Annotated in this window: 17 protein-coding genes; 6 read left to right on the forward strand and 11 right to left on the reverse strand. The window is 68.4% G+C overall.

Annotation, left to right across the window (positions count from 1 at the left end; translation table 11 throughout):
- Positions 1-3 precede the first annotated feature (3 nt).
- Positions 4-1,512 carry a sugar ABC transporter ATP-binding protein gene (locus ABZ863_RS04940; RefSeq protein WP_358531165.1) on the reverse strand — a complete coding sequence of 503 codons (1,509 nt, stop codon included), beginning with the start codon at positions 1,510-1,512 and terminating at the stop codon, positions 4-6.
- 53 nt (positions 1,513-1,565) lie between these two features.
- Positions 1,566-2,558 (reverse strand): substrate-binding domain-containing protein, encoded by a 993-nt coding sequence (locus tag ABZ863_RS04945; protein WP_358531166.1) that lies wholly within the window; start codon positions 2,556-2,558, stop codon positions 1,566-1,568.
- Positions 2,559-2,725: 167 nt separating this feature from the next.
- Here ABZ863_RS04945 and ABZ863_RS04950 point away from each other — a divergent pair, with 167 nt between their 5' ends.
- From ABZ863_RS04950 to ABZ863_RS04960, 3 genes are all read left to right on the forward strand, one after another.
- Positions 2,726-3,058, forward strand: a complete 333-nt coding sequence (locus tag ABZ863_RS04950; RefSeq protein ID WP_358531167.1) for a cupin domain-containing protein — start codon at positions 2,726-2,728, stop codon at positions 3,056-3,058.
- 541 nt (positions 3,059-3,599) lie between these two features.
- Positions 3,600-4,877, forward strand: a complete 1,278-nt coding sequence (locus ABZ863_RS04955) for a protein kinase (protein ID WP_358531169.1) — start codon at positions 3,600-3,602, stop codon at positions 4,875-4,877.
- 190 nt (positions 4,878-5,067) lie between these two features.
- Positions 5,068-5,400, forward strand: coding sequence for a hypothetical protein (locus tag ABZ863_RS04960; protein ID WP_358531170.1), 333 nt, complete (start codon positions 5,068-5,070; stop codon positions 5,398-5,400).
- Here the strand turns inward: ABZ863_RS04960 and ABZ863_RS04965 are convergent.
- Positions 5,360-5,800, reverse strand: a complete 441-nt coding sequence (locus ABZ863_RS04965; RefSeq protein WP_358531172.1) for an ATP-binding protein — start codon at positions 5,798-5,800, stop codon at positions 5,360-5,362. The genes ABZ863_RS04960 and ABZ863_RS04965 overlap by 41 nt on opposite strands.
- Positions 5,801-6,311: 511 nt before the next feature.
- Between ABZ863_RS04965 and ABZ863_RS04970 the strand changes: the two genes are divergently transcribed.
- Positions 6,312-6,791 (forward strand): hypothetical protein, encoded by a 480-nt coding sequence (locus ABZ863_RS04970; RefSeq protein WP_358531173.1) that lies wholly within the window; start codon positions 6,312-6,314, stop codon positions 6,789-6,791.
- On the opposite strand, the gene ABZ863_RS04975 is transcribed toward ABZ863_RS04970, so the two are convergent.
- From ABZ863_RS04975 to ABZ863_RS04995, 5 genes are all read right to left on the reverse strand, one after another.
- Positions 6,788-7,591: a CoA ester lyase gene (locus ABZ863_RS04975; RefSeq protein WP_358531175.1), complete on the reverse strand. Its 804-nt coding sequence runs from the start codon at positions 7,589-7,591 to the stop codon at positions 6,788-6,790. The two genes, ABZ863_RS04970 and ABZ863_RS04975, sit on opposite strands and share 4 nt — an antisense overlap.
- Positions 7,588-8,415: a MaoC family dehydratase N-terminal domain-containing protein gene (locus ABZ863_RS04980; RefSeq protein ID WP_358531177.1), complete on the reverse strand. Its 828-nt coding sequence runs from the start codon at positions 8,413-8,415 to the stop codon at positions 7,588-7,590. Before ABZ863_RS04980 ends, ABZ863_RS04975 begins: the two co-directional genes overlap by 4 nt.
- Positions 8,412-9,554, reverse strand: a complete 1,143-nt coding sequence (locus ABZ863_RS04985) for a CaiB/BaiF CoA-transferase family protein (RefSeq protein WP_358531179.1) — start codon at positions 9,552-9,554, stop codon at positions 8,412-8,414. The genes ABZ863_RS04980 and ABZ863_RS04985 overlap by 4 nt, the downstream gene beginning before the upstream one ends.
- Positions 9,555-9,580: 26 nt before the next feature.
- On the reverse strand, positions 9,581-10,738 hold the full coding sequence (locus ABZ863_RS04990) for an acyl-CoA dehydrogenase family protein (RefSeq protein WP_358531181.1): 1,158 nt from the start codon (positions 10,736-10,738) through the stop codon (positions 9,581-9,583).
- 211 nt (positions 10,739-10,949) lie between these two features.
- Positions 10,950-11,750: a LysR family transcriptional regulator gene (locus ABZ863_RS04995; RefSeq protein ID WP_358531183.1), complete on the reverse strand. Its 801-nt coding sequence runs from the start codon at positions 11,748-11,750 to the stop codon at positions 10,950-10,952.
- 244 nt (positions 11,751-11,994) lie between these two features.
- Here ABZ863_RS04995 and ABZ863_RS05000 point away from each other — a divergent pair, with 244 nt between their 5' ends.
- Entirely contained in the window at positions 11,995-13,896 is a 1,902-nt protein-coding gene (locus ABZ863_RS05000; RefSeq protein ID WP_358531185.1) for an FAD/NAD(P)-binding protein, read from the forward strand.
- Complete coding sequence (locus ABZ863_RS05005) at positions 13,893-14,444, forward strand: YceI family protein (protein WP_358531186.1); 552 nt, start codon at positions 13,893-13,895, stop codon at positions 14,442-14,444. The genes ABZ863_RS05000 and ABZ863_RS05005 overlap by 4 nt, the downstream gene beginning before the upstream one ends.
- 121 nt (positions 14,445-14,565) lie before the next feature.
- Here ABZ863_RS05005 and ABZ863_RS05010 read toward each other — a convergent pair whose 3' ends face one another.
- From ABZ863_RS05010 to ABZ863_RS05020, 3 genes are all read right to left on the reverse strand, one after another.
- A complete protein-coding gene (locus tag ABZ863_RS05010) occupies positions 14,566-15,906 on the reverse strand; it encodes an NtaA/DmoA family FMN-dependent monooxygenase (protein ID WP_358531188.1) in 1,341 nt (446 codons plus the stop codon).
- Positions 15,907-15,908: 2 nt separating this feature from the next.
- Positions 15,909-17,087: an LLM class flavin-dependent oxidoreductase gene (locus ABZ863_RS05015; protein WP_358531189.1), complete on the reverse strand. Its 1,179-nt coding sequence runs from the start codon at positions 17,085-17,087 to the stop codon at positions 15,909-15,911.
- A 102-nt stretch (positions 17,088-17,189) separates the two neighbouring features.
- Positions 17,190-17,771: a cupin gene (locus ABZ863_RS05020; RefSeq protein ID WP_358531190.1), complete on the reverse strand. Its 582-nt coding sequence runs from the start codon at positions 17,769-17,771 to the stop codon at positions 17,190-17,192.
- Positions 17,772-17,900: the final 129 nt, after the last annotated feature.

The following is a 17,900-nucleotide window of genomic DNA, read 5'->3' on the forward strand; positions in this document are numbered from 1 at the left end:
TTCTCAGGCCGCCATCGCAGCGGACAGCACGGAATCAGTCGTCAGTTCGCGCCCGGTCAGCTCCCCGGCCACTTTGCCCTCGCGCAGCGCCAGCACCCGGTCGCAGACGAGCGGCAGCTCCTCCAGCTCGCCGGAGACGAAGACGATCGCGGCGCCGCCATCGGCCAGTTCCCGCACCAGGCGGTAGATCTCGGCCTTGGCCTGCACGTCGACACCTCGGGTCGGCTCGTCGAGCAACAGGATGCGGCTGCCGGCGTGCAGCCACCGGCCGATGACGGCCTTCTGCTGGTTGCCACCGCTGAGGTTCACGATGGGTGTGCGAGCGGACGCGGTCGCGATGGACAGCCGCTTGATGAGCTGCTGGGCGGCGCGGCGGACCTTGCCGGGCAGCACTGTCGGGCCCGAGCTCACGGTGTCGAATTTGGACAGTACGAGGTTCTCGTCGACACCGAGCAACGGCACGACGCCCTCGTCCTTGCGGTCCTCCGGCGTCATCCCCACGCCGAGCCGCTTCATGGCCGGCGCGCTGGGGCGCTGGATCGTGTGTCCCTCGACGGCGATCGTTCCGGCGGCGTGCGTGAACCCGGCGATCGCGCGCAGCACCTCGGTGCGGCCCGAGCCCATCAGCCCACCGAGCCCGAGGATCTCCCCGGCGTGGAGGTCGAACGACACGTCGAGCACCTTCGGCGGGACGGCGAGCCCGCGGACCGAGAGCAGGGGGACGCCGGTGCGGTCGACGTGCCGCTCGGGTGGCCGCGCGGCCGCCGTGGCGGCTTCACCGAGCATCAGCGACACGATCCGCCCCGTGTCGGCTTCGCCGACGTCGACGGTGTCGACGATGCGACCGTCACGCATCACCGTTGCACTGTGGGCGATCCGGCGGATCTCTTCGAGCCGGTGACTGACGTAGAGCACGGCCACACCTTGCGAGGCGATGCGGGTAACGGTGTCCAGCACGATGTCGACCTCGGCAGCGGCGAGCGCGCTCGTCGGTTCGTCGAGGATGAGCAGCTGGGGCTGCTCACGCACGGCACGGCAGATCTCGACCAGCTGGCGGTTGGCCAGCGACAGCGAACCGACGGTCGCGGACGGGTCGATGTCGAGCCCCAACCGCTGGAACACACTTGCCGCACCGGCGCGCATCGCGGCGTAGTCGATCGCCGTCCCGCGCCGGGGCCACTGGCCGAGGTACAGGTTCTCGGCGACGGTCAGCTCGGCGACCAGGCTCAGCTCCTGGTGCACCGTGCGGATGCCGAGCTCGGCCGCCCGCCGCACGCCGCCGTCGGCGAGCTCCGCGCCGCCGACCGTCACGCTGCCCGAATCGGCTCTCTCCACTCCGGACAGAACGCGGATCAGCGTCGATTTGCCCGCCCCGTTGCGGCCGAGGAGCGCGCGGACCTCACCCTGGCGGATGGTCAGGTGCGCATCGGTCAGCGCTGGTACGCCGGGATAGTGTTTGGTGACACCGTCGACCACGATCACGGTCGTGCCGCTGGCGACATCGGCAGCCACAGCTTCTCCTTCGCTGGTTGGCATTCCATCGAGACGATCCGGAAGGCGCCGCGTCACGGCACACCGTCGGGGTGCGCGCGCAGCCAGTCCTTACCCTGCTGCGGTGTCCCATACAGGTCGATCGGGGCCGGGACCACGGTGTAGGTGGTCAGCTCTCCGTTACGCACCTGTTCGGCAGCCTGCGCGGCGAGCTTGCCGACCGCGATGCCGGAGATGTCGACGACACCCTTGAGTACGTCGCCCGCGGCGAGTGCCTGTGCCGCCTCGGTGGACATGTCACTGCCGAAGACGACGGTCGAACCCACCTTGTTCCTGGCCTGCACGGCGCGTACCGCGCCCATCGTCGCGCCGCCTGCCTCCCCGTAGAACGCATCGACGTCCGGGTGGGCGGTGAGAATGCGCTCGGCGACGTCCACCGCCTGGTCGATGGTCGCGCCCTCCTGGTTGGCGACGATCGTGGCGGCCGGCAGCTTCGCGTGCAGTGCCTCCTCGAACCCGACCCTGCGCTGGATACAGACCTCGACGAACTCGCAGTTGACAACCGCGATCTTCGGATCCGCCCTGCCGATGGAGCGGAAGTAGTCTGCGGCCTGGTCACCGAGCAGGGCCCCGAAGCGCACCGGGTCACCGAGCACGTAGGCCGAGACGAACTCGCGAGCGCTCTCCTCGGCGATGCAGGTGTTGTAGCAGATCACGGGGATCCCGCTGTCGTGCGCCAGCTCGATCGCCGGGACCGATGCGGTCGCCGATGCCGGGGAGAGGATGAGAGCGTCCACTTTGGCCGCACTGACCTGGTCGATGAACGTGCTCTCCTTGGACGCGTCGCCCTGAGCATTGAGCTGGAGCAGTTGTGGCGCCTGGCCAACTGCCGCCGTTTCCTGCTCCATCCCGACGCGGACACCGGCGTAGAACCCCTGCGCGTCCATGTAGACCACGCCGAAACGGCCGTTCTCGCCGACCCTGCCACCGCATGCCGCGACGAGCCCCAGCAGTACGACCGCAGCCAGCGCCAAGCCCACGCGGCGGCGACGCCCCGTTGCGCCCATCAGTTTCTCCTCAGTGATCCACCCTGACCGGCCTCCGGTATGAGCCGGGGCCGCTGTGCTGCCCAGTCTGGATCACCACCAGGCACCTCGTCAATATTATTTATTAATTAATGTTTGCCGTGGGCCTGCACTCGTCCCGGCCGCGCCGGCGCTGCCACACTACGGATATGCAGAAGTTCTCGCTCGATGCTCTCGCTCGCGAGCTGCTGAAACGGGCCGCCTGCTCGCCGCAGGGCCGCAGCTCGGAGACCGTGCACGGCGGTCACGAGCATGCGCTCCGGCAGACCGTCGTCGCGCTGACGGCAGGCCACACGCTCGCCGAACACGACAGTCCCGGCGACGCGACGCTGTTCGTGCTCCGCGGCCGCGTGCGACTGCACGCCGGGGACGTCTCCTGGGACGGCATCCACGGCGACCTGCTCGTCATTCCACCGGCACGACACAGCCTCGACGCGTTGGAGGACGCCGCCGTGCTGCTGACGGTGGCCAAGCCGCGCTGACCGCGGCGTCGCACACATTCGCCGCAATCATTACCTTTCCGTGTGAAATGGACACCAATTCGTCGGCGTGACAGGCGAGGCGTTTTCTTGCGCTGCGCGGAATCGCCAGTCACTGTGAGCAAGTGCACAGGCTGCTTCCAGCCCGCACCGAGATTACGGACTGCGCACGAAGGGCCGCCCTGTTACCGGACGGTGCGGCCGTTCGTGCGACAGCGCCGGACCAGCTGGTGAACCAGCTGCGACCACCCGAGTTCCGGTGTGGCAGTTTCACCCGGCACGGCACGGTTGGCAGTTGTCACGATTAGGCTTCGGCGTACCGGCCACTGGTAACAGGACGCTTGCAGTCTGCGACTGGCACGAACGAGGCTCCCCATTACGGCCCTCACCACTCCGCGAGGCCGATCATGGAATTGACCCGAATCGCCAGTCACCACAGGTGACCGAAACCGCCGGAGATCGTTCACAAATGCAGACCGACTGGCAGCCGCCGCTGCAGCCACGAAGATCGCCATGTCGAAGAACTCCTGGAGAATCGAGTTCTATGTACATTCGCAAGGGCACAGTACTCGCGAGAAAACGGTACTCGACAATTTATTCGGCCACACCTTTGGGCAGCCTCGAAACCGTGGTCGTGAAACAATTACGAGATACCCTCGACAGGCCGCTCAGCCTTCCCGGCAGGCGAAAGCTACAGCAGGCGCTCGAGCGACAGGCACGGCTCATCAGCCCGCACGTCCTGCCGCTCTACGAGATCGACCTCACCGCTGATCCGCCCTACTACGTCATGCCCCGCGCCGATTACTCGCTGAGCGAGTACGCCGAGTTCCCTGTGTGCCGGACACCCGAGAAGAGCATCGACCTCTTCGCCGAGCTCGTCCACAGTGTCGCCGCACTGCACGCCCAGGGCGTCTGCCACGGAAACCTCAAGCCCACCAACGTGCTGCGACACCGCAACAGGTGGACGCTGTCCGATCTGGGAGTGTGGCGGCACCGCGCGCCCGAGGTCGCCGCACTCGTTGCGGACGACGACATCGCCACGATCGCGTACCGGGCACCCGAGCAGCTCGCCGACCCGGACGCCGCCGACGAGAGCTCCGACATCTACAGCCTCGGCAGAATTCTCTGCTACCTGCTGACCAAGAACGACCCCTGGCCCGGGGTCGACGTCGATCACCTGCCGGCCGAGGTGCGCGACATCGTGGTCAAGTGCACGCAGGAGAAACCGAGCGCGCGCTATCACTCGGCAGTCGAGCTACTCGCCGACGTGCTCTCGATCGGCTACTACGTGCACATTCCGGAACAGTCGTCGGCACCGGACGAGATCGTGCGCGGGTCGGAGGCCCGCTTCCTCGGCGGCGACAGCCGGTCCCTCGGCACGCTCGCGGAAACCCTGCGCAGCAATGTGGACGATGCTCAGCTCTACCACCACGTGGTTCCCAGGCTGAGCGAGCGGGTCATCCGGGCACTCGCCGAAAGGTACCCGGCGGTGTTGACCACGATCGCCTGCACCTACTTCCAGCACATCGACCGAGGCACCATGCAACCCGAGTACGCCGACATCGTCGGCGCATTCGCCAGGAAGGTCTTTCTGTACACTTCGGACATCGACACCAAGGAACTGTGTATCAAGAAGGTGCTCGATGTCGCCTACGAGCACAACCGGTTCAGTGTCGCCGACATCTTCATCGAACTCGCACAGCGCTGCATGAGCGACGGTATCCCGATCCTCGTCGCCGCAACGCCGGACGAGGTGGAAATGGTGTCCAACAGGATTCTCGGCGGCAACTTCCCGCCCTCCATCAAAAGGCTCGTCACCTGACGAGCATCCCGGCCGGTGGTCACGCTCCGGATCGAGCGGCGTGACGACCACCCGCCGAAGATCTCATCGCGCACTTCAGCGCATTTCCCCTGAATCGCGGGCAACCGTCCTGCGCGGCCGTTCCGTCTCACCCGATGTCAGCAGACGCGGCGAGAGGGCAGGCGATGGGCGGCGGGGCGAGGTCCACGCCGTGCAGCAGGTCGAGACCGCGGGTTCCACGTCGAGCTGCGCGCTGCCGGCGGACCGCGGACCGTTCCTGGTCTTCGCGGCCGAGGGCCCGGCACCCCAGCCGCGGCTGACGGCCAACCTGTGCGGCGGAACCCGCACCGGCGCCGCGGCCGAGCTCGCCCAGCCAGCCTTCGGCCCCGGGTGGCCACCGCTGCCCGGCCAGGCCACAGCCGCGGGTTCGCCGTCCGATCTGCCGTGGATCGCCCCACTCGCGGCACTCGTCGCCCTGATGGTGGCCTGCCTCGCCCGGCTCATCATGCGCAGGGCGCCCAGGGGTAGGAGCCGCAGTCGATGATCGCCCACACCGTCTTGCCGGAGCCGGTCGCGGCGCTGCTTCCCCACGCGTTGGCGAGCCGGTCGACGAGCAGCAGGCCCCGCCCGCCGGGGGTACCCGGCTCGGGGATCCGGATGGCCGGCGCATACGGGGTGCGGTCGTCGACCTCGACGTGCACGCAGCAGGGTGACAGCTCCCGTCGCAGCCGCAGCTGGACTGGCCCTGGTGTGTGCGCATAGGCGTTGGTGACCAGTTCGGTCGCCACGAGCAGCACGGCCGAGCGATGGTCCTCCCCCAGGTCCGCCAGCAGGTCCGCGATCCAGCGCCGCACGGCAGCCAGCGGTGGCGGTCCGTTGCCGGCCGGACCGTCCAGGGTCAACGCAGGGGTGCGGACACTGCCACTCCCGGCCGTGTCGTTCATCGCCTGGCCTCCTGCTTCACCTTGCTGGCTCAAGGTGTTCGTCCGACTACCCACACGGTCGCGGATCAAACACCGACCCGCCAACAGTGAGCAGGTGGCACGCCGAACGCCGGGGACGACGGCAAGCGGGGTCCAGGCTTGCCGCCGCGTCCACGATGCTAATGAGTCAAACGGCAAGCGAAAACGGCTATCAAGTTGATTGTGTGGCAGTCGAGCGCCCCGTTGACCCGTCACTATGCGCTTTGTGTAAAGGAAATTGCAGTTCGCAAACCACAAGCAGACCATCGAGTCCATTGTGGACACCGCATCACGGCCGGTCATTCGTGATCGGCTCACTCGGCCGCGAGTGCGGAACGCAGCTTCTCCATCGCCGTCCGGATACGAGTCCTCGCCGTGCCCGCGTGCCGACAGGCCCGCTGGAAGGTCAGCTGAGCGACGTCCTCGGCCAGGCGGCTGTCGCACGGATGGGTATCCCTCGATTCTGCACGTCCCCACATCCTCGGAGGTAGCCATGACCACAACCGTTATGACCCGGATCGCCAGGGGCGTCCTGCCTGCCGGCCTCGTGCTGGTGGCGGGTCTGGCCGCCGCGTGCGGCGGCGGTGCCTACCAGCCTGGCCCGCCGAGCCAGATTCCGTCTCCCCCGGCCATGACCAGCCACGCCCCGTCACCCCCTGCGGCGACACCGGTGACGGCGACCCTGACCGACCTGCACATCGCCCTGTCCACGCCGACCTTCACCCCGGGCGTCCACACCTTCCACGCCGTCAACAACGACGACGAAGTCCACTCGCTCGAGATCAACGGCCCCGGCGTGTCCAGCCAGGCCCTGCCCAGCGCGCTGAACCCGGGCCAGTCCGGCGACCTGACCGTCACCCTGCAGCCGGGCACCTACGAGATCTACTGCCCGGTGGACGGGCACAAGGCCGCCGGGATGGACCTCACCATCACCGTGGCCGGTGCCCCGTCGATGCCCGCGCCGACCCGCTAGGCCCTCGCGAGGATCGCCTGGGCCCGCAACAGCACCGGCCGGTCGATCATCTGCCCGTCGTGTACCGCCACCGAGCCGTCCGGCGCCGCCTCGAGGACCGCTCGCGCCCACTCGATCTCGTCCTCAGTCGGCGCGAAGCCTTCCCCGGCCGTAGCGATCTGGGCGGGGTGGATGCACAGCTTGCCGGTGAAGCCGAGGCGGACGGCGTGCTCGATGTCCGCGCGCAGGGCCGACTCGTCGTCGAGCGCGATGGTCACGCCATCGATGGGCGCCCCGCATCCCGCGGCAGCGGCGGCCACGACGAGCGCGGACCGCGCGTGCCGCAACGCCTCCTGGCAACGGTGGTCGACGCCGAGCTGCGCGGCGAGGTCGACGCTGCCGAAAGCGGGACGCACCACTGAACCGGCGGAACAGACGTCCACCGCTCGCACGATCCCCAGCGCCGTTTCGACCAACGGGATCACCCCGGTAGCGGCAGGCAACCGCCGGGCCAGCGCGTCGAGCACCGCCCTGTCCTCTGCCTTGGGCACCATCACGGCATGCGCGCGGCCCGCGACCGCCGCGATGTCCTCGTCGTACCACGGCGTACCGGGCGCGTTGATCCGGACCACCGCCCGGTGCCCCTGGTCCAGCCAGGAACGGACGTGCTCCCTGGCTTCGGTCTTGTGGCCGGCGCCTACGGCGTCCTCCAGATCGAGTACGACGACATCGGCTCCGCTGGCCGCGGCCTTGGCGAACCGCTCCGGGCGGTGGCCGGGCACGAACAGCAACGTCCGTGCCGCCGCGACATCCCTGCTCATGCCGTGACCCCCTGTACCGTGCCCGACGCCGTCCGGCGCCCGAACCGATCGCGCACGGACGTCGCCGTCCCACCGTCCCCCGCGACGGCGCTGACCACCATGCCCTGGTGGTCGAACAGCGGCGAGCGCAGCCGGTAGTCGAAGAGCTGGTCACCCCGGCACCCTCGGGCCCTTGCCGCCTCGGCCATGGCGATCGCCTGCAGCGGGCCGTGCGTGAGCAGCCCGGGATAACCCTCCACATCGCGCGCGTAGTCCCGGTCGTAGTGGACGCGGTGCGCGTTGTAGGTCAACGCGGAGAACCGGAACAGCAGCGTCGGTGACACCTCGATCTCCCACTCGTCGTCTTCGGCGGCGACAGCGGGTCCGCCCTCCTCGGCCGGCACCGCGGAACCGCTCCCCGCCGCGTCGCGATACACGATGTCCTGCTCCTCTTCCACCACGACCTGGTCGCGTTGCCGGATCTGGTGCCCCACCACCACGAACGTCAACGGCCCGGTCCGGCCCTCCTTGCGGGTGACCGACAGGACCTCGGTGCGCCTGCTCGCGGGTTCGCCACAGCGGAGCGGCCCGCGCGTCCGGACCCGGCCACCCGCCCACATCCTCCGCTTACCGGCTTCCGGCGGCGCAGGCACGGTCCCCCGCACCGGATGCCCGTCCACACCCAGATCGGCCTGCGCGGGCCGCTCCAGGAGGTACACCCAATGCCACAGCAGCGGCAGCCCCTCCCCGGCATCGACGTCCGGGACCGGAACACCCAGCAACGCCCCCAGCGCGCGGGCCGGCTCCGGCGTGATCAGCTCGGTTCGTTCGACGACGTCCGTCATGCCCGCACCCCGAACTCCGCACGCACCGACTCGGTGTGCTCGCCCAGCACCGGCACCCTGCCCAGCACCGGTTCCCTGCCCTCGACCTCCACCGGCGGCAGCAGCGCCCGGATGGCGCCACCGGGCACGTCCACGGGGCGCCACCGATCGCGCGCGGCCAGCTGCGGGTGATCCGCGAACTGCTCCGGCGTGCGCAACGTCGCGTTCGCGATGCCCGCTCCGTCGAGCAGCTCGATGGCCTGCTCCGCGGTGTAGGCGGCGAAGACCTCCTCCACGATCGCGGCGAGCGCGGCGTTGTGCTCCACCCGGTCGGTGTTGGTCCGGAAGCGCAGGTCCCCGGTGAGCTCGGGACGCTGGAGGACCCTGTCGCACAGCACGGCCCACTCCCGCTCGTTCTGGATGCCGAAGAACACGGTGCCCTCACCGGTCCGGAATGGACCGTACGGCGCGATCGACGGGTGCCGCGCCCCGGTGCGGCGCACCGGTTCGGCGCCGTACCGGGAGAAGTACGCCGGCTGGCTCATCCACTCGCCCAGCGCGTCGATCATCGCCACCCGCAGAGTGGCTCCTTCTCCCGCGCGCTCCCGGTCGTAGAGCGCGGTCAGGATGCCGGTGTAGGCGTACATCCCGGCGGCGATATCGGCGATCGACACACCGGCCTTCGCGGGCGCCTCGGGTGTTCCGGTGGACATCACCAGCCCGGTCTCGCACTGCACCAGCAGGTCGTAGGCCTTCTTCGAACGGTAGGGTCCCACCGGGCCGTAACCCGAGATCGAGCAGTGGATCAGCTCGGGCCTGCCTGCCCGCACCGTGGCCGCGTCCAGGCCAAGGCGGTCGGCAGCTCCGGGCACGAGGTTCTGCACGAGGACGTCCGCTCGCCCGATGATCGCGTCGAGCAGCTCACGGTCGGCGGCGTCCTTGAGGTCGAGCTCGACACTCTCCTTACCGCGGTTGAGCCACACGAAGTAGCTCGACTGACCGTGCACCGTCTGGTCGTAGTCACGCGCGAAGTCGCCGACGCCCGGCCGTTCGACCTTGATCACCCGCGCGCCGAGATCGGCGAGCTGGCGTGTCGCGAACGGCGCGGCGACGGCCTGTTCCAGCGCGACGACGGTGATGCCTTCCAGCGGCTGGCGCATGCGAGCCCTTTCGTGTGCCTTGGTGGTCAGGACCCGATGCGGTATCGCTTGATCAGCTGCCGGGCGATGACGTTGCGCTGAATCTCGTTGGTGCCCTCGCCCACGATCATCAGTGGTGCGTCGCGGAAGTACCGTTCGACGTCGAACTCGGTGGAGTAGCCGTAGCCGCCGTGGATCCGCACGGCGTTCAGGGCGATCTCCATCCCGGTCTCCGACGCGAACAGCTTGGCCATCCCGGCCTCCAGGTCCGCGCGCTCGCCGGAGGAGTACCGGCGCGCGGCGTAGAGGACGAGCTGCCGTGCGGCCTCCAGCTTGGTGGCCATGTCCGCGAGGTAGTTGCCCACCGACTGGTGCTCCCAGATCGGTTTGCCGAAGCTCTCCCGCTCCTGGGCGTACCGCAGTGAGTCCTCCAGCGCGGCGCGGCCGACGCCCAATGCACGCGCGGCGACCTGGATGCGGCCGATCTCCAGCCCGCGCATCATCTGCGCGAAGCCGTGTCCCTCTTCCCCACCGAGCACCGCCGACGCGGGCACCCGGCAGTCGTCGAAGGCGAGCTCACAGGACTCGACCCCCTTGTACCCGAGTTTCGGCAGGTCACGGGACACGGTGAAGCCCGGACCGCGCTCAACGAGCAGGATGCTGATCCCGCGGTGCGCGGGCACGGCGGCCGGGTCGGTCTTGCACAGCAGTGCGACGACCTGCGAGCGACGTGCGTTGCTGATCCACGTCTTCGTGCCGTTGACCGCATAGGAGTCGCCGTCGCGGCGGGCCGTCGTCCGGATCGCCTGCAGGTCGGACCCGCCACCCGGCTCGGTGAGCGCCATCGTCGCCCGGATCTCGCCGGTGGCCATCTTCGGCAGGTACCGGTCCTTCTGTTCCTGTGTTCCGAAAGCGAGCAGGAGCTTGGCCACCACCGTGTGCCCACCCATCGCGCCGGCGAGGCTCATCCAGCCGCGCGCCAGTTGCTCGGTGACCAGCGCGTAACACGGCGCGGACACCTGTGCCTCGCCCCACGGTCGCGGGATCGCCAGCCCGAAGATGCCCATCTCCTTCAGCTGTTCGATGAGCTTCCCGGGGTAGGTGTTGGTGTGCTCGAGCTCCCGCACGACGGGTTTGACCTCACGGTCGACGAACTCCCCCACCAGGGAGACGATCGCGGATTCCTCGTCGCTGAGCCCGTCCATGACCACATCATGACTGCTGATGGACGTCGAAGAGAAATAGAAATGCGTGATGCGAGCATGCGATCCAGGCATACCCCGAGCGCTCAAGCGCCTGCCTCCACCAACGGCCAGCGTCCATTGTGCACCGCAGCCTGAACCTGCCGGGCGAGTTCACGGGCCACGACGTCAGCAGCGGCCGGCACCCGGCCGGTACGACGCCTGCCCAGGACGATCAGGCGCTCGACCTCGGGTTCGCACAGGGGTGCGGCGCTCGGGTGCCGCGGGAAATGTCGTCGGCGATCCCGACACCCGGCAGGATCGTCCATCCGTGACCGGACTGCACCAGCTGCTTCTGCAGGTGCATCGAGTTGGTCTGCACACTGACTTCGAGCTCGACCTCCGCCTGTGCGCAGGCCCGGTCGATGAGTACCCGTAGCCCATGCCCGACGGCGGGCATCACCACACGCCTGGCCGCCAGCTCCGCGAGCGGGACAGGCCGCCCGGCGGCCAGCCCGTCGCCGGGCGGCGCCACCACCCACAGCCGCTCCCTGGCCAGTGGTTCGACGTTGAGCGACGGCGTGCTGGTGAGGTTGTACAGCAGGCTCACGTCGAGGTCGCCCTCGTCCAGCCAGTTCTGCAGATGCCCGGAATAGGCCGTGACCAGTCGCAGCTCGATGCCGGGGTGGTCACGCAGCACGGCCGCCACGAAGGGTTCCGCGATCAGGAAGGCCGCGCTCTCCAGCACACCGACCGTGACGGTTCCGGTGATCACGCCCGGGTCCGGGCGAATCTCGGCCCGCGCCCGGTCGAGCTCGTGCAGCGCCCGCCGCGCACGCTCGGCCATGCTCGCACCGGCCTCGGTCAGGCGCATGCCCTGGCGCGTGCGTTCGAACAGGGGAACGCCGAGCTCCTGCTCCAGTGTGCGAATCTGCCGCGTCACAGCGGGCTGGACGAGATGCAGCAGCTCTGCCGCCCGCGTGACGCTACCGACCTCCGCCACCGTGACGAGGGCCTTCAGCTGTTTGATATCCATCGCAAGTCCACGGCCAATCAAGTATGCGCATATCGCTCATCGATCCATGCACATTCATGATAGTCCTGCGGACCGACAGGGAAGTCAGAGAGCCAGCCGCACAACCGCATAGCCCTACTTCGACCTCCAGTGCCAATCTCCCGGAAATGTTTCTTTCAGAACGAATAGTAATGCAAATCGGCAATCATCGTCCAACATCCGGACGCCACTGCCGGAAAGGCAAGGAAACATTTAACGTGAGCGCGTGCCGCCGTTTCACGTAGCTATTGTCGGTGCCGGCCCACGAGGAATCGGTGCGCTGGAGCGCCTTTCGGCAAACGGACCAGAACTGGTGAAAGATCTGAGGATGGTGGTCCATCTCATCGATCCGTATCCGCCGGGACCGGGCCGCATCTGGCGTTACGAGCAGTCTCCGCTGCTGCGGATGAACTCGATGCCCGCCGACGTCACGATGTTCACCGACGACACCGTTCGCATCGACGGGCCGGTACGGCCAGGACCGTCACTGTCGGAATGGGCGGAGCTGGTCAGAACCGGCGCCATGTCAGCGCAGGTGCCCGCTGACGTCGAAGCCGAGCTCACCGCACTGACCGGCTCGTCCTTCCCGACGCGACGGCTGCAGAGCGCCTACCTGACGTGGGTGTACGAGCATGTGCTCGCCGATCTTCCCGCGACGATCGAGGTGCGGGAGCACCGGGCGCGCGCCGTCGCGATCACGGGTGAGACGACTCAGCGGGTCTGGCTCGAGGGGCATGAACAGCCGGTACCGGCCGACGCGGTGCTGCTGTCCGTCGGACATCTGGACACCGGCCCGGACGAGAAGGCCGCCGAGATCATCGCGTTCGCCACCCGGCACAGCCTGTCCTACTTCCCTCCCGGCTACACGGCGGATGTGGACTACAGCGCCGTGCCCGCGGGCGAACCGGTGCTGGTAAGCGGGTTCGGCCTGGCGTTCGTGGACCTGATGCTGGTGCTGACCGAGGGCCGCGGTGGCCGGTTCGAAGACAGCCAGGACGGTGGTGTGCGCTATGTACCCAGCGGGTCGGAGCCGGTGCTGTATGTCGGGTCGCGGCGTGGTGTGCCCTACCACGCGAAGCCGGGCTACCAGCTGCCCGGGCCTCCGCCACCACTGCCGAGGTTCTTCGACGACGGCATCGTCGACCGGCTCCTCGCACTTCCCGGGCAGCTCGACTTTCACGCCGACATCTGGCCTCATGCCGCCAAGGAAATCGCCTGGGGCTACTACAGTGAGCTCTTCACTTCTCATCCCACACGCGTCCGCATGGACCTTCCCGATTTCGCGGCCGGCTTCGCGAAAGCCCGCTGGGGCAGCGCCGACCTGCACGAGCTGGTGCGCACGGCCGTCCCGGCACCGCAGGATCGGCTCGACCTCGACCGCCTCGACCGCCCGCTGGCGGGTCTGCGATTCGACACCGCCGACACCTTCGCCAAGCACCTACGTGGCTACGTCGAAGCGGATCTCAGTCGGCGCGCCGACCCGGAGTTCAGTGCCGATCTCGGCGCGTTCACCGCGCTGCTGTCCGTTTACGGTCAGCTCGCGCGCCTTGCCGGCAGCGGCAGGATCGCCGGCCGCTCTCAGGTGTCCGATGTGGATGGCTGGTGGCACGGGTTCTTCAGCTATTTCGCGAGCGGGCCGCCGCCGGGGCGGCTGCGCGAACTGCTCGCCCTGCACGACGCCGGACTCGTCGGATTCCTCGGCGCGGACATCCACGTCGAACTGGACGACGAGCGAGGCACATTCTCCGCCAGCGGCTCCAGCTTCCCCGGCAGCGTGGAAGCCCGAACCCTGATCGAGGCCCGGCTACCCGTACCCGACCTGCGCACGGCGCATGATCCCCTCGTCCGTTCCCTTCTCGACTCCGGCGCGATCGTCGAGGAGATCCTGCCGGACACGACATCGGGCCACGGACTGCCGTCCGGCCGCATCCATACGCGGGCCGCCGACGGCAGGTTGCTCGATGCGAGCAACCGCCCACACCCGCGGCGCTTCGCGCTCGGGCACCACACCAGCACCCGCTCCGCGGGCGCTTTCACTCGCCCGCGAACCAATGCGCTGTCGCTACGGCAGAACGATGCCGTAGCCCGGCACATCCTGACATTGGCAGAACAGGAGAAAACACGGTGAACGCACGTATCGACCTGGCCGGCTACCGCGTGGGAACCTGGGATGTCGACCCGGTCCATTCCGATGTCTCGTTCATGACCCGGCACGTGGGTCTCACCCGGTTCCGGCGTAGCTTCGAGAAGTTCAGCGGGGAGATCGTCACCACCGACGATCCGCTCGGCTCCTCGGTCACCGCCACGGTGGAGATCACGTCGTTCGACACCGGCTTGGAGAAGTTCAACCAGCACCTGCTCGCCGAAGGATTCTTCGACGCCGAGAACCATCCCACCGCTGTGTTCCGCTCGACCGCACTACGCCCTGCCGGCGACCGTTTCGCACTCGATGGCGAACTCACGCTGCGTGGCATCACCCGGCCCGTCACCTTCGAGCTGGAGCTCCACGGATTCGGCGAAGGCCTCGGCGGCCAGATCAAGTCGGCGTTCTCGGCCAGCACGACCATCCGTCGGCGCGACTTCGGCATCACCTTCGACGCCAGGCTGCCAGGCGGCACACCGATCGTCGGCGAAGAGATCCAGATCCTGCTCGAGATCGAGGCAGTGCTCCGATGATCCAGTCGATTTTGGCGTGGCTGGACACCGCGTTAGGCAGGCACTGCACGCAACCTTATCCGGTAAGCCGGCTCGAGCTGGACGCCTGGTGGGCCAGCCGCATGCTGAGCTAGGACTCCGCTCACCGGCGGAGCCCCAAATGGTCGCGCAGGGTGGAGCCGGTGTAGTCGGTCCGGAACACGCCGCGTTCCTGCAACAGCGGAACCACAGTGTCGGCGAACTCGTCCAGTCCTCCCGGTGTCACGTGCGGGACGAGAATGAAGCCGTCGCAGGCATCCTCCTGGACCAGCAGGTTGATGCGTTCGGCCACGGTCGCCGGTGCGCCGACGAAGGTCTGCCGCCCGGTCACCTCGATGATGACCTCCCGTAGCGACAGGTTCTTCGCCTCCGCCAGCTGCCGCCATTCCCGCGCTGTCGCCACCGGGTCCCGGTACATGCGCACACTCGCACGCCCGCGGGAGATCGTGTTCTCGCCCGGCAGCGGATCGATCTCGGGCAGGGGCCCGTCGGGATCGTAGGTGGACAGGTCGCGGTTCCACAGTTGCTCGGCGAAGGCGATCGCCGTCGGCCCGCTCACCTGCTGGCGGCGGACGAGGTGGGCCCGCTCCTCGGCCTCGGCGTCGGTGTCGGCGAGCACGAATGTCGCCGCCGGCAGCACGACCAGCTGGTCCCAAGTCCGGTCGTACCGCGCGAGCCGGCCCTTGACGTCGGCGTAGAACTCCTGGCCTGCCTCGAGTGTCCCGTACCGCGTGAAGATCGCATCGGCCGTCGCCGCCGCGAACTCCCGCCCCTCGTGCGAATCACCGGCCTGCAGGATCACCGCACGCCCCTGCGGACTCCGCGGAACGTTGAATCGTCCAGCGATGTCGAAATGGCCATCCTGGTGCGCGAACGCACCGGCGTGAGGATCGCGGAGGAACACCCCCGCGTCCCTGTCCGCGACGATCTCACCATCCCGCCACGAGTCGAACAGCTCCCTCGCCGTGCGCAGGAACGCCTCGGCGCGCGCGTAGCGCTGATCCTCCGGTAGGAACCCGCCGCGCCGGAAGTTCTCGCCGGTGAACGCGTCCCATGAGGTGACGACGTTCCAGCCGGCCCGCCCGCCGGACAGGTGATCCAGGCTGGCGAACTGCCTGGCCACCTCATAGGGCTCGTTGAACGTCGAGTTGATCGTGCCGGTAAGGCCGAGGTGCTTGGTGACCGCGGCCAGTGCGGCGAGCACCGTGAACGTGTCGGGCCTGCCGACGACGTCGAGATCGTAAATCTGACCACCCTGCTCGCGCAGCCGGAGCCCCTCGGCGAGGAAGAAGAAGTCGAACTTCGCCCGCTCCGCCGTCCGTGCCATGTGGACGAACGAGCTGAAGTCGATGTGGCTTCCCGCTGCAGGATCACTCCAGACGGTGGTGTTGTTGACGCCAGGGAAATGCGCGGCGAGGTGGATTTGCTTGCGAGGCTTGCTCATGGTCACACCGTCGCCTTCGCGTAGCGGTTGCCCGGGCGGGGCAGGCCAAGCCGCCCCCGCAACGTGCCGTCCTGGTAGCCACGACGGAATACGCCGCGCGTCTGCAACTCGGGGACCAGCCCGCGGGTGATCGCTTCGAGATCGACCGGGAGGACCGCGGGGCGCAGGCGGAAACCTGCCAGGCCCGCCTCCGCCCAGGAGACGAGGAGATCGGCGAGTTGTGCCGGTGTGCCGGCGAAGATCTGCGCATCCGACATGTACGCCTGCCCGTCGAGCGCGTCGAGCCGGGCCTTGCGTGCGGCTGCGGCCTCGGATGTCGGGCCGAGGAACACGACCAGCTCACCGAAGAGACGCAGCGGCTCGTGGTGGCGGTCCGCCGCGTGCTCCGCGGCCCTGATGCGTCTTTCGATGAGCCGCACCTGTTCGGCGTCCTGCGGTGTCACGAACACCAGATCGGCGGAGCGGGCCGCGAGCTGGTAGGCCGGTTCGGCGTGCGCGAGCACGGCGACCGGCGGCTGCCCCTGCGGTGGCCGGGGTGTGATGGATGGCCCGCGCACAGTGAACCAGCGGCCCGCGAAGTCGATGTAGTGCAGCTTGTCCCGGTCGACGAATCTGCCGGTGGCCGCGTCGCGGATCTCGGCGTCGTCCTCCCAGCTGTCCCACAACCGGCGCACGACGTCGATGTAGTCGCCTGCCTCGTCCAGCAGGTCGTCGACAGTGAACTCTCCCGTGTCGCGGCGTCCGAAGTGACCGGCTTCGGCCGCGCTGGCCGAAGCCCGGGCTCGCCACCCTGCGCGTCCGGAGCTGACGTAGTCGAGCGTCGCGATCGCCTTGGACAGGTGAAACGGCTCGGTATGCGTGACGACCGCGGTGGGCAGGAGTCCAATGTGCTCGGTCGCCGGTGCGACCCGAGACGCGACCAGCACGGCGTCGAGCCGTCCCCGCACCTGATCGGTCCGGTCGTCGGGTCCGTCCGACCGCGACGACTGGACGTCGAGCGAGTCCTCGATCGTCACGAAGTCCAGCAGGCCGCGTTCAGCCTCCACGACGAGGTCGGTCCAGTAGCCTGCGGTGAACAGTTCACCGGGGCGTGCTGTCGGCTCCCGCCACGCGGCCGGATGCCAGCCGGCCCCCTCCAGCGCCACCGCAAGATGGATTCCCGGTCCGGTCATGCGCGCCATCCCTTCGCCTGAGACGTCAACGACCTCAACCGGAACGCCGGAGAGCCGTGTTCCCGGGTCCACAGAATGGGATAACGCGTTTTCTTTTGTGCGGAGAGAAAATCAGCCGGCGCGGGCAGCCATGAGCGTCTCGAAATCCGGGAAGTCCTCGGCAAGCCGGTTGCCGGTGAAGTCGCCGACCCACCCGTCCTCGTCGTGGAAGAACCGGATGGCCACGTAGTCGGGCCGGGTGCCCATGTCGAACCAGTGAGTGGTGTTCGCCGGCACGCTCAGCAGGTCACCCGCTTCGCACAGCACCGCGTAAACCCGGCCGTTCACATGGAGATAGAACGCGCCCGCGCCGCGTGCGAAGAAGCGGTCCTCATCGTCGTCGTGGGTGTGTTCGGCCAGGAACTTCTGCCGCGCGGCGGCGGCCTGCCCGGCCCACTCCTGGGTGTCGGCCGGGGTCATGCTCAACGCGTCGACCAGCACATAGCCCTCGTCGTCAACGACCCGTTTGACGTGCTCGGCATAGGCCGCGAGCACCTCGTCGGACGTCGGCTCGGCGGGCAGGTCGCCGACCACCGGCCACCGTTCGAAGCGCACGCCGATCCGCGCGAGCTCGGCGGTGATCTCCGCACCGTCGGCGGTACGCAGCAGCGTCGAGGTCGGATCATCATCGGCCCAGACGGTCAGTAGCGTCATTTCACACTCCCATCCGAGCTTGCCGGCGGTTTTGCGCGCGATCGCGATCGCGTCTACAGGGCGCCATGGAACCAGCGCACATTTCTGCTGTTGGGCACCCTGCAGCCGCGATCGCGAGGCCTCCGGCCG

It is taken from the genome of Saccharomonospora sp. NPDC046836 (genome assembly GCF_040645195.1).
In the GTDB taxonomy this organism is placed as follows: Bacteria; Actinomycetota; Actinomycetes; order Mycobacteriales; family Pseudonocardiaceae; genus Prauserella_A.

What these genes read in the sequence shown, in the direction of transcription:
- ABZ863_RS04945 (WP_358531166.1), bottom strand. Translation starts at nt 2,558, where the DNA reads ATGGGCGCAACGGGGCGTCGCCGCCGCGTGGGCTTGGCGCTGGCTGCG.
- ABZ863_RS04950 (WP_358531167.1), top strand. Translation starts at nt 2,726, where the DNA reads ATGCAGAAGTTCTCGCTCGATGCTCTCGCTCGCGAGCTGCTGAAACGG.
- ABZ863_RS04955 (WP_358531169.1), top strand. Translation starts at nt 3,600, where the DNA reads ATGTACATTCGCAAGGGCACAGTACTCGCGAGAAAACGGTACTCGACA.
- ABZ863_RS04965 (WP_358531172.1), bottom strand. Translation starts at nt 5,800, where the DNA reads ATGAACGACACGGCCGGGAGTGGCAGTGTCCGCACCCCTGCGTTGACC.
- ABZ863_RS04970 (WP_358531173.1), top strand. Translation starts at nt 6,312, where the DNA reads ATGACCACAACCGTTATGACCCGGATCGCCAGGGGCGTCCTGCCTGCC.
- ABZ863_RS04975 (WP_358531175.1), bottom strand. Translation starts at nt 7,591, where the DNA reads ATGAGCAGGGATGTCGCGGCGGCACGGACGTTGCTGTTCGTGCCCGGC.
- ABZ863_RS04980 (WP_358531177.1), bottom strand. Translation starts at nt 8,415, where the DNA reads ATGACGGACGTCGTCGAACGAACCGAGCTGATCACGCCGGAGCCGGCC.
- ABZ863_RS04985 (WP_358531179.1), bottom strand. Translation starts at nt 9,554, where the DNA reads ATGCGCCAGCCGCTGGAAGGCATCACCGTCGTCGCGCTGGAACAGGCC.
- ABZ863_RS04990 (WP_358531181.1), bottom strand. Translation starts at nt 10,738, where the DNA reads ATGGACGGGCTCAGCGACGAGGAATCCGCGATCGTCTCCCTGGTGGGG.
- ABZ863_RS04995 (WP_358531183.1), bottom strand. Translation starts at nt 11,750, where the DNA reads ATGGATATCAAACAGCTGAAGGCCCTCGTCACGGTGGCGGAGGTCGGT.
- ABZ863_RS05010 (WP_358531188.1), bottom strand. Translation starts at nt 15,906, where the DNA reads ATGAGCAAGCCTCGCAAGCAAATCCACCTCGCCGCGCATTTCCCTGGC.
- ABZ863_RS05015 (WP_358531189.1), bottom strand. Translation starts at nt 17,087, where the DNA reads ATGGCGCGCATGACCGGACCGGGAATCCATCTTGCGGTGGCGCTGGAG.
- ABZ863_RS05020 (WP_358531190.1), bottom strand. Translation starts at nt 17,771, where the DNA reads ATGACGCTACTGACCGTCTGGGCCGATGATGATCCGACCTCGACGCTG.